The sequence below is a fragment of the Pseudoxanthomonas sp. P4_B2 genome (assembly GCF_056402315.1).
The window spans coordinates 500758-515369 of sequence record NZ_JBFUHQ010000002.1 but is presented as its reverse complement, the minus strand read 5'-3'; the positions used below and the strand labels follow the sequence as shown (position 1 = coordinate 515369).

At 61.3% G+C, this 14612-nt stretch carries 19 protein-coding genes; 17 read left to right on the top strand and 2 right to left on the bottom strand.

The features are described from left to right. Window positions 1-101: 101 nt before the first annotated feature. From AC1DTQ_RS06840 to AC1DTQ_RS06760, 17 genes are all read left to right on the top strand, one after another. A complete protein-coding gene (locus tag AC1DTQ_RS06840) occupies window positions 102-1550 on the top strand; it encodes an FAD-dependent oxidoreductase (RefSeq protein ID WP_477848765.1) in 1449 nt (482 codons plus the stop codon). A 75-nt stretch (window positions 1551-1625) separates the two neighbouring features. Then, window positions 1626-2687: a glycoside hydrolase family 5 protein gene (locus tag AC1DTQ_RS06835; protein WP_477848764.1), complete on the top strand. Its 1062-nt coding sequence runs from the start codon at window positions 1626-1628 to the stop codon at window positions 2685-2687. Between the two features lie 45 nt (window positions 2688-2732). Continuing rightward, on the top strand, window positions 2733-3221 hold the full coding sequence (locus tag AC1DTQ_RS06830; protein ID WP_477848763.1) for a GNAT family N-acetyltransferase: 489 nt from the start codon (window positions 2733-2735) through the stop codon (window positions 3219-3221). Between the two features lie 128 nt (window positions 3222-3349). After that, complete coding sequence (locus tag AC1DTQ_RS06825; protein WP_477848762.1) at window positions 3350-3739, top strand: VOC family protein; 390 nt, start codon at window positions 3350-3352, stop codon at window positions 3737-3739. Window positions 3740-3793: 54 nt separating this feature from the next. Beyond that, complete coding sequence (locus tag AC1DTQ_RS06820; RefSeq protein ID WP_477848761.1) at window positions 3794-4027, top strand: hypothetical protein; 234 nt, start codon at window positions 3794-3796, stop codon at window positions 4025-4027. Between the two features lie 59 nt (window positions 4028-4086). Further along, on the top strand, window positions 4087-4512 hold the full coding sequence (locus AC1DTQ_RS06815) for a ribonuclease E inhibitor RraB (RefSeq protein WP_477848760.1): 426 nt from the start codon (window positions 4087-4089) through the stop codon (window positions 4510-4512). A gap of 78 nt (window positions 4513-4590) precedes the next feature. Then, window positions 4591-5019, top strand: coding sequence for a GFA family protein (locus tag AC1DTQ_RS06810; RefSeq protein ID WP_477848759.1), 429 nt, complete (start codon window positions 4591-4593; stop codon window positions 5017-5019). Window positions 5020-5102: 83 nt separating this feature from the next. Next, window positions 5103-5534, top strand: a complete 432-nt coding sequence (locus AC1DTQ_RS06805) for a hypothetical protein (protein WP_477848758.1) — start codon at window positions 5103-5105, stop codon at window positions 5532-5534. 67 nt (window positions 5535-5601) lie between these two features. Next, the gene (locus AC1DTQ_RS06800) at window positions 5602-6060 is read left to right on the top strand and encodes an SRPBCC family protein (RefSeq protein ID WP_477848757.1); all 459 of its coding nucleotides are present in this window, start codon (window positions 5602-5604) and stop codon (window positions 6058-6060) included. 21 nt (window positions 6061-6081) lie between these two features. Next, the gene (locus AC1DTQ_RS06795) at window positions 6082-6474 is read left to right on the top strand and encodes a hypothetical protein (protein WP_477848756.1); all 393 of its coding nucleotides are present in this window, start codon (window positions 6082-6084) and stop codon (window positions 6472-6474) included. A gap of 99 nt (window positions 6475-6573) precedes the next feature. Next, window positions 6574-7233, top strand: coding sequence for a glutathione S-transferase family protein (locus AC1DTQ_RS06790; protein WP_477848755.1), 660 nt, complete (start codon window positions 6574-6576; stop codon window positions 7231-7233). 54 nt (window positions 7234-7287) lie between these two features. Beyond that, window positions 7288-7767: an N-acetyltransferase family protein gene (locus AC1DTQ_RS06785; protein ID WP_477848754.1), complete on the top strand. Its 480-nt coding sequence runs from the start codon at window positions 7288-7290 to the stop codon at window positions 7765-7767. 213 nt (window positions 7768-7980) lie between these two features. After that, entirely contained in the window at window positions 7981-9342 is a 1362-nt protein-coding gene (locus tag AC1DTQ_RS06780) for an Hsp70 family protein (protein ID WP_477848753.1), read from the top strand. A 146-nt stretch (window positions 9343-9488) separates the two neighbouring features. Continuing rightward, window positions 9489-10670 carry a benzoate/H(+) symporter BenE family transporter gene (locus tag AC1DTQ_RS06775; protein ID WP_477848752.1) on the top strand — a complete coding sequence of 394 codons (1182 nt, stop codon included), beginning with the start codon at window positions 9489-9491 and terminating at the stop codon, window positions 10668-10670. 281 nt (window positions 10671-10951) lie between these two features. Further along, window positions 10952-11386, top strand: coding sequence for a hypothetical protein (locus AC1DTQ_RS06770; protein WP_477848751.1), 435 nt, complete (start codon window positions 10952-10954; stop codon window positions 11384-11386). A 137-nt stretch (window positions 11387-11523) separates the two neighbouring features. Beyond that, the gene (locus tag AC1DTQ_RS06765) at window positions 11524-11964 is read left to right on the top strand and encodes a PepSY domain-containing protein (RefSeq protein ID WP_477848750.1); all 441 of its coding nucleotides are present in this window, start codon (window positions 11524-11526) and stop codon (window positions 11962-11964) included. 137 nt (window positions 11965-12101) lie between these two features. Then, window positions 12102-12455 carry a hypothetical protein gene (locus AC1DTQ_RS06760; protein ID WP_477848749.1) on the top strand — a complete coding sequence of 118 codons (354 nt, stop codon included), beginning with the start codon at window positions 12102-12104 and terminating at the stop codon, window positions 12453-12455. Between the two features lie 4 nt (window positions 12456-12459). Here AC1DTQ_RS06760 and AC1DTQ_RS06755 read toward each other — a convergent pair whose 3' ends face one another. Next, on the bottom strand, window positions 12460-13311 hold the full coding sequence (locus AC1DTQ_RS06755; RefSeq protein WP_477848748.1) for a D-hexose-6-phosphate mutarotase: 852 nt from the start codon (window positions 13309-13311) through the stop codon (window positions 12460-12462). After that, entirely contained in the window at window positions 13308-14597 is a 1290-nt protein-coding gene (locus tag AC1DTQ_RS06750) for a TCR/Tet family MFS transporter (protein WP_477849151.1), read from the bottom strand. The genes AC1DTQ_RS06755 and AC1DTQ_RS06750 overlap by 4 nt, the downstream gene beginning before the upstream one ends. Window positions 14598-14612 lie beyond the last annotated feature (15 nt).

The following is a 14612-nucleotide window of genomic DNA, read 5'->3' as shown; positions in this document are numbered from 1 at the left end:
CGAAAGCTGGGATCCAACTTGATCTTCGCGCCGTCCCAAACGAAAGAAGCAAAAGCAAAATGGATCCCAGCTTTCGCTGGGATGACGTCGGAAATATTTTCATGAGCCGCAAACAAGTCTTCCAATTCGTAGAACTCCCCCGCCAGATGCCGCAGCGCATTCCCCTGGAACTGCGTACCAATGGCGACTGGGGCGAGATGTACGGTAAATTCGCCCTGCCCGAGGCGCAGCATCAGGCCGGGCGCTGCCTGGACTGCGGCAATCCGTATTGCAGCTGGAAGTGCCCGGTGCACAACGCCATTCCGCAGTGGCTGCAGCTGGTGCAGGAAAACCGTCTGGAAGAAGCGGCGGCGCTCTGCCACACCACCAATCCGCTGCCCGAGATGTGCGGCCGCGTGTGCCCGCAGGACCGCTTATGCGAAGGCAGCTGCACGCTGGAGGACGGCTTCGGCGCGGTTACCATCGGCGCGGTGGAGAAATACATCGTCGATGCGGCGCTGGAAAAAGGCTGGCGTCCCGATCTGAGCGAAGTGGTCGCCACCGGTAAGCGCGTCGCGGTGATCGGCGCCGGCCCGGCGGGGCTCGCGTGCGCCGACGTGCTGGCGCGCAACGGCATCCAGGCGGTGGTGTTCGACCGTTACGAACAGATCGGCGGGCTGATGCAGTTCGGCATTCCCAGCTTCAAGCTGGAGAAGAGCATCATCGCGCGCCGCCGCGAGGTGCTGGAAGGCATGGGCGTGCAATTCCACCTGGGCGTGGAGATCGGCCGCGATATCCAGATCGAGGAATTGCTGGGCGACTACGACGCCGTATTCCTCGGCACCGGCGCCTACCGCTATACCGATGGCGGCCTGCCCGGACAGGACCTGAAAGGCGTGCTGCCCGCTCTGCCTTTCCTGGTGCAGAACGGACGCATCGTCGGCGGCAACGATCCCTGGGGCCGGCCGATCGCCGGCTGGGAAGACACCCTGCAGCTGCCCGACATGAGCGGCAAGCGCGTGGTGGTGCTGGGCGGCGGCGATACCGGCATGGACTGCGTGCGCAGCGCCATCCGTCTGGGCGCGGGCAAGGTCACCTGCGCTTACCGGCGCGACGAGGCCAACATGCCCGGTTCCGCGCGCGAGGTCGCAAATGCGCGCGAGGAAGGCGTGCGTTTCCTGTTCAACCGCCAGCCTTTGCTGATCGAAAGCGATGGTGACGACCACGTGATCGGCGTGCAGGTGGTGGAGACGAAACTGGGCGAGCCCGACGCGCGCGGGCGTCGCAGCGCGGTACCGATCGAAGGCAGCGAGTCGTTGCTGGAAGCGGACATCGTCATCATCGCTTTCGGTTTTTCGGCCACGGTGCCGGAATGGCTGGCTGCCCAAGGCGTGCAAGGCAGTCCGAACGGTCGCATCGTCGCCGGCGGCGACGATCGTCTTCCGTTCCAGACTACGAATCCGAAGTTGTTCGCCGGTGGCGATGCGGTACGCGGTGCGGACCTGGTGGTGACTGCGGTGGCCGAAGGCCGCGATGCGGCCGGAAGCATCGCGCAGATGCTGCTTTCCTAAACTCTGCGACGGGCTCCACTGCCCGTCGTAGTCCACGATGCTAAGGTCGTTGCGTCGTGAACGGAGAAATCGATCATGCGCTTGCGCTTGCATGCTCTTCCCTTTTGCCGGACCGCCCTCGTGGCCTGTCTGGTTCTGTTGTCGGTCAGCCTGAGTCCGGCCTCGGCGCAAACCACGCATGTACTAGAGTACGCCGGCGTAAATCTGGCCGGCGCCGAATTCAATTCTTCGAAGAAGCCCGGCACGCTCTACAAGGACTACACCTACCCCAGCGAGTCGGACTACACCTACTACGCGTCCAAGGGCATGAACGTGGTCCGCTTGCCGTTCCTGTGGGAACGTCTGCAGCCGCAGGCTAACGGGGCACTCGACCCTCAGCAGTTGTCCCTGCTGCACACGGCGGTGACCCGGGCCAAGGCGCAGAATCTGCGCCTGGTGTTGGACGTGCACAACTACGCTAAGTACAACGGCAAGCGGATCGGCACAGCGGAAACGCCGGTCGCGGTCTTCGTCGATTTCTGGAGCAAGCTCGCTACCGAATTCAAGGACGACGGCGCGGTCATCTTCGGTCTGATGAACGAGCCCAACGGCATCGACGCCAACGAATGGGCTGCTGCTGCGCAAGCCGGTTTGAACGCCATCCGCGCCACTGGCGCGCGCAATCTGGTACTGGTGCCGGGCACGGCGTACAGCGGCGCGCACAGTTGGAGCAGTACCGGTTACGGGGGAACCTCCAATGGCGAGGCGTTGCTTGCGATCACCGATCCGGCCGACCATATCGCGTTCGAGGCGCATCAGTATCTGGACGCGGATTATTCCGGCACGTCCGGCGACTGCCAGGGCGAGCAGATCGGCGCGCAGAAGCTGCAGGTTTTCACCGACTGGCTGCGCCGGCATCACAAGCAGGGTTTCCTGGGCGAATTCGCCGCCGGTAGCGACCCGGTCTGTCTGGCCGCGCTGGACGCCATGCTGGAGCACATCCACGCCAACGCCGATGTATGGCTGGGCTGGACCTACTGGGCCGGCGGCGGCTGGTGGAACCTGACCTATCCGTTCAATGTGCAGCCGGATAAGGAAGGCAACGAGAAACCGCAGATGCCGGTGCTCTCGAAGAGGGCGCACCAGGTTACGGATTGATCCGAAAGAGGGCTGCGTTACCTTGGGTTTGCAAAGGACGCATCGATGGAGCTCACCATACAACAGGGATACGCGCCTGGCTGCATTGGACGCATTACCGAGCTCCACGCCGACTTCTATAGTCGCCTGGTCGGTTTCGGTCTGCCATTCGAAGTTAGGGTTGCCCGTGGGCTGGTTGCTTTCTTTGAGCAATACCAAGTTGGGCGCGACGGAATTTGGCTGGCTCTCGAGGGAAGCAGAATACTGGGATCCATCGCTATAGACGGCTCGCATGCCGAGGAAGAAGGCGCGCACCTTCGTTGGTTTATCGCGTCCGAAGAAACGCGTGGGACAAGAATCGGAAGCAGACTGATGGATCACGCCATGGGGCATTGCGTTGCGCAGGGATTTCGTCGCGTTTACCTGCATACCTTCGAGGGCCTGGAGGCCGCCAGGTGTCTTTATGAAAAGCATGGCTTTCGGTTGGTTCACCAACAAGCCGGCAACCAGTGGGGGAAGCAAGTCAATGAGCAGCGCTTCGAAAGGCAAGCCTGACAATCCATTCGAGCCGAATCCGCATCGGAGCGGCACCTGAGCGCGCGCCTTCGGCTACAGTCGCTCTCATTCGCCGTTCCCGCTGTGGATCGGTTTGTAGTTCAGGCGTCAAGCTGCAGGAATAAGCGATGAAACGGACGTGGGCAATCATAGGTGTAGCTGACGTCGCTCGCAGCTTCGCGTGGTATCAGTCGCTGTTTGGCCAGCCGGCCACGCGTCCCGCCCACGACTACTTCGGGCAAATCGTCGATACGGATGGGACGGTCCTGCTTTGCCTGCACCAGTGGGGCGCTCACGAGCATCCATCGTTGAACAGTCCGGACCACTCACAGCCTGGAAACGGGCTGCTTTTGTTCTTCCGCGTCGATGATTTCGATGAAGTGTTGCCTCGGGCGCGTGCTCTGGTTCCAGCGCTGGAGGAGGAGCCTAACGTGAGTCCGAACACAGGTACCATGGAGTTCGCATTGCGTGACCCTGACGGGTATTACGTCATGATCAGTGCGCTCACTGCGACCTGACAATCATTCAAGCCGAAGCCGTTTCGCGGCCGGCATTTTCAAAGGATGAGCGGTATGCAAGTACACATTTTTAAAGGTCCGGATCGGGTATTCGCTTTTACAGCTGATCCGTTGGGAGCCAACCTCCCACCCATGTACGCCCCTTGGACCGCTTTCAAGACGGTCGAGTTGCAGAATGACATTCCCACTCCTGGCGTGGACGTTAATGACTGCCTGCGCGATTTGGAGGCGTACGGTGTTCATATCACCGATGCGCACGTTCGAATAACCGAAGATGCAATTCGGTGATCGTCCCAAGTCGTCGGTGCGCGGCCTGAAAGTCCATTCGAGCTAGTTGGATACATCTCATGCGGAAATTGCTAAAGGTCACCCTGCTAGCGTTGCTGCTATCAGCTTGTGGCCCGACAGAGAATGAAGACAGGATCACAAAGGGTCAGCTTATTGAGATGTTCGACAGCATGTCTCATGACAGTTCTTGGAACTTCTCCAAGCCTATGCTTTGGGGGTACTTTTTTACTGACGGTTCTAAGGAGCGGCTACAAGCCGTCAAGCCGCTCCTAGAGTCTCAGGGATATAGGTTTGTGGACATGTATCTTGCCGACAAGGAAAGCCCTAAGGACCCTGATTTGTGGTGGCTGCATATCGAGAAAGTCGAGATTCATACACCTGATTCACTCAACCAAAGGAACATGGAGCTGTACAAGTTTGCGGATGATCATGGTCTTGAGTCGTATGATGGGATGGACGTAGGGCCTGTCGATACGAAGCATTAGTTCGCCATCTGACAAATAATTCAATCCGAACCAACTTCAGCCGTTAGGGCGCTGACCCATCAACAAGGCTTGCGACCCATGCCAAACGAAAACGAAATTCTTCTTGGCGGGTGTCAATGCGGCGCAATCCGCTATGCGCTATCCGGCGGTCCGTTGCAGCTTTATGTGTGCCATTGCAGGGAGTGCCGCAAACAGTCCGCATCGGCTTTCGGCATTTCCTTTATCGTGCCGCTGACCGCACTGCGCGTTACACAAGGAGAGCCAAAACTCTGGTCTCGCCCCACTGAGACCGGACACACGCTTGACTGTGCATTCTGCCCTGAGTGCGGCTCGAGACTTTGGCACCGGCGTCGCGGCTCTGCCGACATATTGAGCATCAAGGGCGGCTCGCTGGATGAACCTATTGATCTCGGTCAGGCCGTCCATATTTGGACGTCTCGCATGCTTCCAGGCATCATCCTGCCGGATGGGTCCGCTTCTTTTCCGGGTGAACCCGACGAATATTGAGACCCGAGCCAATACTCCATTCAAGCCGAATCCGCTTCTCGGATCGGTTTATTCAAGCGTTAGACGCCAAGGAGACAAATCGCGTGCGCTTTATTACCTCACTGATGCTTATTCTCGCATCGATGTCTTTGAATGCTGTCGCACAGCAGACTGTCGTGGCGCAGCCTCCCGCGGCACATCCTCCGTTTGTCGTCGAGCAAACTTATTGGATTAAAGCCGGCAAAGAGCTGCAATTCATAGGTTTGTTCGAGAAGAATCGAGTTCCTCTCCTGCGCGCCAAGATCAAAGAAGGCCGCGTGCTGTGGGTGCGCTTGTCCAGACCGCCCTTCAACGCCACCAATGATCAATGGGATCTGCGGGTGACTGTCGCCTGGCGCGACGCGGACAGCGCCTTGGAGCCAATTACCCAGGCAAAGACGCAACTGACCACGGAACAGCAGATCATCGAAGAACTTATCGTACAGCGCACCGACGTGCCCATTCAGGAATGGAGTGTGAGCGGCACCGGCAATTAGTTGGTTCGGTCCGAACACGCTTCGTGGCTCGGCCTAGACTGTCGGGCCAACGGGCCACAGGAATATCATGCAGTCATTCGAACAGAGCATATTCATCGACGCACCGGTTAACGTCGTTTGGGAAAGCTTGACCCACAGCCACCTGATGAAGGAGTGGATGGGCGAGCCTGAAATGGCGATTGAAGTCGAAACCGGCTGGACAGTTGGCGGCCCGATTGTCGTGCGGGGATTTCACCACGTTCCTTTCGAAAATACCGGCGCGGTCTTGGAATTCGAACCGATGGCGAGGCTCGCTTATACGCATCTGAGTTCGTTATCCCGGCTTCCCGACGTGCCTGAGAACTACACGACTCTCGAATTTACTCTTGAGTCCATCGGCGATACAGCCTCTATCGCCTTTGCGGCGACCGGTTTTCCTTCGGATACCATCTTCAAGCATCTGCAGTTCTACTGGAGCGGAACATTGGAAATCCTGAAGCGGCATGTGGAACGGCGCTCAATCCATAGTGCCGACTTTGAGGCATAGATGGCCTTGGGATCATCGGCGATGTTCAATAAAAGCAAAATGAGCTATGCACTTCCGGCGGTGATCTACGCCGTGCTCATCGGCACCGCATTTTCGCCGGACGTCCAGCCTGTTCTTGCCAAAGCCTTTGGCGCCGCACCGTTCGGATTCCCGGTCGTCTGGGTCGTCGCGGTAGCTCAAGCCATTCTTCTGTTCCCTTTCATCTTCGCCATCCATCATTTCATGTTGATTGCTGAGCAAGCCGCTGCCGACGGCCATAGCATTGGAAAGATCGGCTTGCTGATGTACTTAGCCAGCGTTGGCGAGCGTCATCCGCAATTGCGTCGGTCGCAAATTATTTCCTTGGCCGGCTTGATTTATTTTGTTTTGGTCTGCGGCCTCTGGATTGCCTACGCAGACGCCAAGGGCATTTAGGCTGGCCGTGGCGCTTAATAATCCAATAAAACCGAACCTGCCTAGCGCGGCTCAATTCGAACGTTGGTCGGGTAGGAAACAAACCATTGGCTCAGTCGCATGAACAGAATCCTCTACTCCGGCACCAAGAATGCGTCCAGTTGGGCCTTTCGGGCCTGGCTGGCGCTTAGAGAGCAGGGCATCGAGTTCGAGGAACGCGTTGTCGATATTCGCAAACCGCAACGCTTCGCCAATCTTGCGCGTATCGCCGAGTTCTCGCCGCCGGGCGCCGTGCCCGTGCTGGTGGATGGCGACGCAGTCATCTACGACTCGCTCGCCATCATGGAGTACGCCAACGATCTGGGCGATGGCTCCCTTCTACCGGCGAATATCAAGCTTCGGGCCAAAATCCGCTCCTTGGTCGCTTGGCAGCATTCCGGCCTTTCCAATCTGTGCCCGCGGCTCTCTTTCGAAAGCTCGTTCTATCCGGACAAACGTCCCCTGAGCGCCGAGGAAGCGGCGGATACGAAGCGGTTGTTCGATGTTCTGGAGGAAACACTCCAACGCAGCGACGGGCCTTTTCTTGCGGGTGCGCTATCGCTCGCCGATCTCGCGTTCGTCCCAACTCTGATCCGCATCATGTCGCATGGGCCGGATTCGGACGCGTGGCCTTTGACGCAGGCCTGGTACGAGCTGCTCCTGTGCAGGGATTCCGTAAAAGAATGGATGCAAGAGGCTTCGGGTCTCGCCCCCGTTCTGCTCGACGGCTACAGAGCTTAAAAGCTCGCTTCGCCTCACCATCCCTGTTCGAGCGCTAAGGATCTTCCAACTACAATGCAAATTCGACAAGCAACGGCCGCCGATCTCGACGCGATGTGGGACATTCTCCAGTCCGTTATTGCCACGGGCGATGCGCTGCCGTTTTCCTCGGACTTCAATCGCGAGACGTTCCATTCTCATTGGTTCGGTCCGCAGACCTCTTATGTCGCTGTCGACGACTCGGCGGTGCTGGGTATGTACAAGCTCGGCGCGAACTATCCCGGCCTTGGATCGCATGTCGCCAGCGCCACCTATCTGGTCAGCCACGCCGCCCAAGGCAAGGGCATCGGACGCACGCTTGTGCTGCACAGCATCGCCCAGGCCCGGGCCGAAGGCTTCATGGCGATGCAGTTCAACTATGTGGTGAGCACCAACGCGCCAGCCGTGGAGCTGTACAGGAAACTTGGGTTCGCCATCGCGGGGACACTGCCGAAGGCATTCCGGCATAAAGAGCTCGGTCTGGTAGACGCCTACGTGATGTTCCGTTTTCTGTAGGGCGGGTCTCGACCCGCCATTGCCAACGTTCAGATTGCGGCGGCACTCGACGACGACACGCAGGCCCGGAGCGTCGTGAGGGCGGGGCATTGCGATGGCGGGTCAAGACCCGCCCTACGGTCTCCCATTCATCCATGCGGGGCGGCCATGGCTTCCGGACGCGCCGATAACACGTAGAATCGCCGGCCCCCGCGCGCAAGCATCGCTCCCCGCATGAGAATCGGCATCGACTTCGGCACCAGCTACTCCGCTGCGGCCGCGCGCATCGGCGACCGGCTGGAACACATCCGTTTCGGCGGACTGCCGCAGTTCCGTACCGCGGTGTTCTTCCCCACCAGCCTGCCCGACCCTGCCGACTTCCGCTTGACCACCGCGTTGGAAGGCGAAGTGGCGGTGCTAGTGCGCGCAGCCAAGGCCGAGCAGACCCGCAGCGGCGTGATGCCGCGCAGCGATGCGCAGTTGCACCGCGATGCCGTGCAGGTCGTGCGTCGGCAATGGCTGGAAGCGCAGGTTAAAGAGGCCGAGGACGCGGCAGCGGATCTGGACGATGCCGTGTTCGGCGAAGACGCGATCGACCGCTATCTGTTGGAGGGCAGCGGCCACCTGGTGCAGTCGCCCAAATCGATGCTGGGCTACGACCTGCTGCCGCGCGCGCGACAGACCATCACCGGCATCGCTGCGCACATCCTGGAACACATCCGCCTGACCGCCAGCCAGCAGCTGGGCGCGTCGGTGCGCATCGCCACGATCGGGCGACCGGTGCAATTCCGCAGCTCGCTGGGCCCGGCCGGCGGCGAACAGGCGCTGGATATTCTGGCGGAAGCGGCGCAGATCGCCGGCTTCGATGCGGTCGATTTCCTGGAGGAACCCGCCGCCGCCGCGCTGCATTACCACGTGGGTAGCGACACTCGGCATTCCACGCTGGTGGTGGATATCGGCGGCGGCACCACCGATATCGCCCACGCATGGGTCGGCGGCAGCGAGGCGCCGGTGATCCATCGCGCCTGGGGCCTACCCAATGGCGGCACCGATGTGGATCTGGCCTTGAGCATGGCCCACTTCATGCCGCTGTTCGGACGCGGCGACACCCGCGTGCCCGCGCACCATTTCGTGGATGCGGCCATGGTCCAGGACATGCCGCGTCAGCGCGCCTTCCACAAGCGCGATTTCAGCGAAGTAGCGACGCCCTACAACGAGCGCCTGCAGGCGCTGCAGCTCGATGGCGGCACCACCCGCCTGTACCGCGCCGTGGAAGCGATGAAGATGCGGCTCAGCGAACACGACGCCAGCCGGCACGAGCTGGACTACATCGATGCGGCACTGTCGGTCGCGGCAAGTCGCGATGACCTGCAGCTGGCCAGCGTGGATTTCCTGGGCCGGCTCGCCCGCTTGTTGGCCGATGTAAGCGAGACACTGGAAAGCCCGCCCGACAGTATCTTCTTGACCGGCGGCATGTCGCGTGCGCCGTATGTGCAGGCCGTGGTGCGCGAGGCATTTCCGCATGCGCGCATGGTTCATGGAGATCCGTCGCTGGGCGTGGTCTCGGGATTGGCGAATCACCTACCATCCCCGTAGGGCGGGTCTTGACCCGCCATTGCCATCTCTCCGGTTGCGATGGCAGCTGAGGAAAAGGCGCGGACGCGGTCTCGTCGCGAGATTGATGAAAGGTAATGGCGGGTCAAGACCCTCCCTACGGTCATGAGTTGGGTGACAATGAGGCGATGAGCCAGAATTTCTTACACCGTTTCGCCCGCGACTTTTCTCTTTCCGCAGTGGCCGCCGGTTTCGTCACGGTGTTGGTCGGTTTCGCCAGTTCCGCCGTGATCGTGTTCCAGGCCGCGCGGGCGTTGGGCGCTTCGGAACAGGAGATCGCTTCATGGATGTGGGCGCTGGGGCTGGGCATGGGCCTCACCTGCATCGTGCTGTCGCTGCGCTACCGCATGCCGGTGGTGACGGCATGGTCCACGCCCGGGGCGGCGATGCTGATTGCGAGCACCGCCGGCCTGCCCTACCCCGAAGCGATCGGCGCGTTCGTGCTGTCGGCGTTGCTGATGGCCATCGCAGGCTTCAGCGGCGTGTTCGAGCGGTCGTTGAATCGTATTCCTGTTTCGCTGGCTTCGGGCATGCTGGCCGGGGTACTGCTGCGCTTCGGCTTGGATGTATTCGTCTCCATGCAGACGCAGCTGGGCATGGCGTTGACGATGTTCGTGGCCTATCTGTGCGGGCGCCGTTTGTTCCCACGCTATGCGGTGATCGCGACGCTGTTGCTGGGCATCGCCATCGCCGGTGCCACGGGCCTGTTGCATACCGACGGCGTACGGCTGGAATTCGCACGCCCGGTCTTCACCACGCCGTCCCTGTCGCTGGCTTCCGTGTTCGGCATCGCACTGCCGTTGTTCATCGTCACCATGACCTCGCAGAACGTGCCCGGCGTGGCCGTTATCCGCGCTTCGGGTTATGCGGTGCCTATCTCTCCCGTCATCGGCTGGACTGGCGTGGCGAACGTGCTGCTGGCGCCATTCGGCGCATTCGCCTTGAACCTGGCCGCGATCACCGCGGCGATCTGCATGGGCCGCGAAGCGCACCACGATCCGGAGCGCCGTTATATGGCCGCGGTATTCGCCGGCTTGTTCTATGTGCTGGTCGGCCTGTTCGGCGCGACGGTCGCCGCGGTGTTCGCGGCGTTCCCGAAAGAACTGGTGATGGCCATCGCGGGGCTCGCCCTGTTCGGCACCATCGGTAATAGCCTGGCGGCGGCGATGCGCGAGGAAAGCGACCGCGAGCCGGCATTGATCGCTTTTCTGGTGACGGCGTCCGGCATTTCGCTGGGTGGGATCGGTTCGGCATTCTGGGGGCTGGTCGCCGGCGCGGTTACCTTGCTTGTGTGGCGTCGCCGGAACTGAACCGAGCTTCGCGCCGGCCGATTCTTCTCACGAACTTAATCTTTACTGGAGTCCAATTCACTCCAGACGATGCGTGGATTCGCCTATCGGCTGGACCGCCACCCCGCCCCGCTTCCAGCGCTTTTTGCTGAGTATTTCGGGCACTTCCCGGGGCGAACGGGCATCCGCCCACTGCCGCAATCCGGCACGAATCCAGCGCAGAAACCCGAAGTGCCCGGCGCGCACCGCGCAAGCGCGTTGTAGGCGCGCGCGTGGACAACGCGACTCCGGGAGCTGCACAAATGAATATCAAAACCATGATCCATATGAACGAAAGAGCGGCCATGCGCACACTGCTGCTGGCCCAGGCGACCACGTTCCTGATCGGCTGCGTAGTGCATTCCGGGCTGCTGATGGCCGGCTATGAACACCGTCAGGCCAGCATCGTCGAAGCCGTGCTTGCGTTGGTCCTGTATGCGGCGGCGGTGATGAGCTGGATAAAGCCTGCATGGACGCGGAGCGATGCGCTGGCCACGCAGGGAATTGCGTTGCTGGGAACTCTGATCGGCATATTCGCCATTTTCGCCGGGAAGGGTCCGAGTACCGGTGCGGACATCGTGTATCAACTCGTCGTCGTCGCGTTGCTGGTATGGGGCCTAGGCCTCGCCAACCGCATGCATGGAGAACCACCGACGACCGCGGGCCCCAGAGGAGGAGGCGCACCGCAGGCGCACTGACGGCTTTGCCGCCGCATGGGAGCGTAATGCGCGCACGCGTTGCCTGCGAGTCAGCATTGTCCAGGCGCCGTGAGTTCACGCGACAGTGAGGTGCGGGCTTGCACACTCCCTGCTCAATCCAACGCGGGAGAATATCCATGCGCAAATTCCAACTACGAATGTTGTTGTTACCTGCGGCGCTGATCGCGTCCGGCGCCGCCCTGGCGCAAGCGCCCCAGGCCGATGCGCTGACCGAGCCGCAGGTACGTGCGTTGCTGACGGAGAAAGGCTACACCCGCATCGACGATCTCGACTTCGAGGATGGCGCTTGGGAAACCGACGCCACCAGCGCCGACGGCAATCGCGTCGACGTGCGTGTGGATCCGGCCAGCAAGCGCATCTATGCCGAAGCGCTGGTGTCCACGTTGAGCGAGGACGACGTCAAGGCCAAGCTGTCGGCAGCCGGCTACTCCAAGGTGCACGATGTCGATTTCGACGACGGCGTATGGAAGGCCGAAGCCGAACGCGCCGACGGCAACGATGTGGAAATCCACCTCGATCCGAAGGACGGTCACATCTTGCATGTCGAGAACGATTGAGTCGTTCTCCGTTCGACCAAAGAAAGAGGGCCGCAGCGATGCGGCCCTCTTCTTTGTCGATATCCTGAGGCATTCGGTCATGGTACTGGCGCGGCCTGCGTTTGCAGTCGACAATGCGCGCACCCGGAGGAATGCCTATGTTGAAAAACGCCTACGCCGCAGTGCTGTTGCTCGCAATGTGCGGACCCGCTGCCGCCCAAGTCGCCGCGCCCGCCAAGCCTAGCCCGTCGCTCTATGCAATCAACTCGGCGGCCTTGGCCAGCGCTATGACCTATTGCAGTACCAAGTACGCCAACTTGCAGACCGGGTCGCCGGGGCAAGCCTGCTTCGTCAAGGCGCGCCAGATCCTGGCCAACTACGGACTGAAGAAAATTTCCGCGGACGTGGATGCGAGTTGTGCCAATCCAGCAACGTTCAACACCTGTCTCACGCCGCAAGTCGGCAAGCTGGTCTACGCATTGAACGCGGAATTCGTGAAGCAAGGCCTGTAAACCTTCATAGAGAAGACACGCTGACGATCTGTTGCAGCGTGTGGCTCCCATTGGGCTCCAGTTCGATCACGTCTTCGCCTGCATTGGTCGCTTCCAGGCACACGAAATGACGCCAGCCATCGCTTGGAGCATCGCCGATTGCGGCGATGCCGGTCCGCCCTGGATTCCACACCACCAGGGAACGGCTGCCTGAGGTGGTCAACTCGATGCGGCGATTCAGAGCCGGATCGACGAGTGCGAAACGATTGCCGGCGCGCTGATAAGTGCGGTCGCTGCGCCCGGGATCGCGCGGATTCTGCAGGTTCCACTGACCCGATTGCGCATGTTGCTGGCCGTCGTAGCGGTCGGCGTACGTCAGACCTTCCAGTCCGGTCACGTGCGTGCGCTCCGCATCGCCGACGCGGAAATAGCTGTGCAAGGCCTGCGTGAGCGAGACGGCCGCGACGCCGATGTTGTGCGTGGTCAGCGACTGATGCAGCTCGTTGCCAATGCGTAGGGTCTGGATCAGGCGCAGCGGAACGCCCGCTTTCTGCGGCAGCGCCAACTCGATCGTGGCTTCGCCTTCGGCATCGATTCGCGAATCGACCAGGGTCCACTGCGTGTTGCGTGCGAATCCATGCTGCGGCACTTCCGGCGATTGTCCCTCGCGACCGAAATACGGCCAGCACACCGGTACGCCGCCGCGGATCGCATCGGGCGCGCGCTTGCTGACCGGCGAGAGCCACAACAGATCGTCGAATCCGCGCGGTGAGTACGACAGCAGCTGGCCGCCATGCAGCGAAATCGCAGCGCTGGCCAGTGGCGTCTCGATCCGTAATACGGGAAAGCCCTGAAACTCGCCTGCTCCTATCGTCACGGCTCCTGCTCCGCGCGCGACCAGGCACCGGCAGGCGCGGGGCGTTCGCGCGCATAGCGCCATCCCACTAACAGAGCGCCGAACAGCAAGCCTGCCGCCAGCAGCCACGGCGCGCCGGGCAGGTGCGTCGGGGCGCGGTCGCTGATGAACAAGGCGAAGGTGCCGGCGAAGGCCAGCGGTGCGAACACGCCGGCCAGGCTGATCAGACTCATCAAGGCGCCCTGCACGCGACCCTGCGCGCTGGCATCGACCTGGCGCGTGATCAAAGATTGACTTGCCGGACCGGCAACGCCCCACAGCGCCGAGATCGGCAGGCCGATCAGGAACATCCAGCCTGCTTCGGCTGCGCCATAGATCATGAAACCGACGACTCCGCAGGCTAGCCCCAATAGCAAGGTGCGGCGCTCGCCCAACTTCTTCACCAATGGCCCCATCAAGCCGGCCTGCACGATCACGCTGCAGACGCCGACGATGGCCAACACCCAGCCCACCTGCTGGTTGGTCCATTGGTACTGGTATTCCGCGAACAGCACGAACACGCTGGGATACACGTAGTGGGCGAAGTTGGCCATGAACACCACCGCGGCCAAACCGAACACCTGCGGATACTTCTTCAACAGCACCAGCGAGCCGATTGGGTTGGCATGGGCCCAGTCGAAGCGGGCGGTGCGTTTTTCCTTGGGCAGGGATTCCGGCAGCACGAACCAGCCATAAAGGAAGTTCAACGTGGCCAAGCCCGCGGCGAACCAGAACGGCGCACGCAGGTTGAAGGTACTGAGGTAACCGCCCAATGCCGGTCCCAGGATGAACCCCAGGCCGAACGCCGCGCCGATCATGCCGAATGCTTTGGCGCGCTTGTCCGGCGGAGTGACATCGGCGATGTACGCGTTGGCGGTGGTGAAGCTGGCGGAGAAGATACCCGAGAAGATGCGCGCCACCAGCAGCCAAGGCAGCGACTGGGCCAGCGCCATCAGCATGAAGTCGATGCCCAAGCCCAGGCACGACAGCAGGATCACCGGGCGGCGGCCATAACGATCGGACAGCGTGCCCTGGATCGGCGAGCTGACGAACTGGATCGCCGCGAACAGAAAACCGAAGATGCCGATCCATCCGGCCGCTTGCACGTAGTCCCCGCCGGTGAACTGGCGGACCAACCCCGGCAGCACCGGAATGATGACGCCGAAGGACAACACATCGATCAGCACAGTCACGAAGATGAAGATCAAGGCGGCGTTGCGCTTGCCTGGAGTCTGGGGAGCTGCGTTCACAGGAAGGCCGGTCGACAGAAAGGCCGCAGTTTA

Coding starts and splice junctions, on each gene's coding strand:
- AC1DTQ_RS06840 (WP_477848765.1), top strand. CDS start 102: ATGAGCCGCAAACAAGTCTTCCAATTCGTAGAACTCCCCCGCCAGATG.
- AC1DTQ_RS06835 (WP_477848764.1), top strand. CDS start 1,626: ATGCGCTTGCGCTTGCATGCTCTTCCCTTTTGCCGGACCGCCCTCGTG.
- AC1DTQ_RS06830 (WP_477848763.1), top strand. CDS start 2,733: ATGGAGCTCACCATACAACAGGGATACGCGCCTGGCTGCATTGGACGC.
- AC1DTQ_RS06825 (WP_477848762.1), top strand. CDS start 3,350: ATGAAACGGACGTGGGCAATCATAGGTGTAGCTGACGTCGCTCGCAGC.
- AC1DTQ_RS06820 (WP_477848761.1), top strand. CDS start 3,794: ATGCAAGTACACATTTTTAAAGGTCCGGATCGGGTATTCGCTTTTACA.
- AC1DTQ_RS06815 (WP_477848760.1), top strand. CDS start 4,087: ATGCGGAAATTGCTAAAGGTCACCCTGCTAGCGTTGCTGCTATCAGCT.
- AC1DTQ_RS06810 (WP_477848759.1), top strand. CDS start 4,591: ATGCCAAACGAAAACGAAATTCTTCTTGGCGGGTGTCAATGCGGCGCA.
- AC1DTQ_RS06800 (WP_477848757.1), top strand. CDS start 5,602: ATGCAGTCATTCGAACAGAGCATATTCATCGACGCACCGGTTAACGTC.
- AC1DTQ_RS06795 (WP_477848756.1), top strand. CDS start 6,082: ATGTTCAATAAAAGCAAAATGAGCTATGCACTTCCGGCGGTGATCTAC.
- AC1DTQ_RS06790 (WP_477848755.1), top strand. CDS start 6,574: ATGAACAGAATCCTCTACTCCGGCACCAAGAATGCGTCCAGTTGGGCC.
- AC1DTQ_RS06785 (WP_477848754.1), top strand. CDS start 7,288: ATGCAAATTCGACAAGCAACGGCCGCCGATCTCGACGCGATGTGGGAC.
- AC1DTQ_RS06780 (WP_477848753.1), top strand. CDS start 7,981: ATGAGAATCGGCATCGACTTCGGCACCAGCTACTCCGCTGCGGCCGCG.
- AC1DTQ_RS06775 (WP_477848752.1), top strand. CDS start 9,489: ATGAGCCAGAATTTCTTACACCGTTTCGCCCGCGACTTTTCTCTTTCC.
- AC1DTQ_RS06770 (WP_477848751.1), top strand. CDS start 10,952: ATGAATATCAAAACCATGATCCATATGAACGAAAGAGCGGCCATGCGC.
- AC1DTQ_RS06765 (WP_477848750.1), top strand. CDS start 11,524: ATGCGCAAATTCCAACTACGAATGTTGTTGTTACCTGCGGCGCTGATC.
- AC1DTQ_RS06760 (WP_477848749.1), top strand. CDS start 12,102: ATGTTGAAAAACGCCTACGCCGCAGTGCTGTTGCTCGCAATGTGCGGA.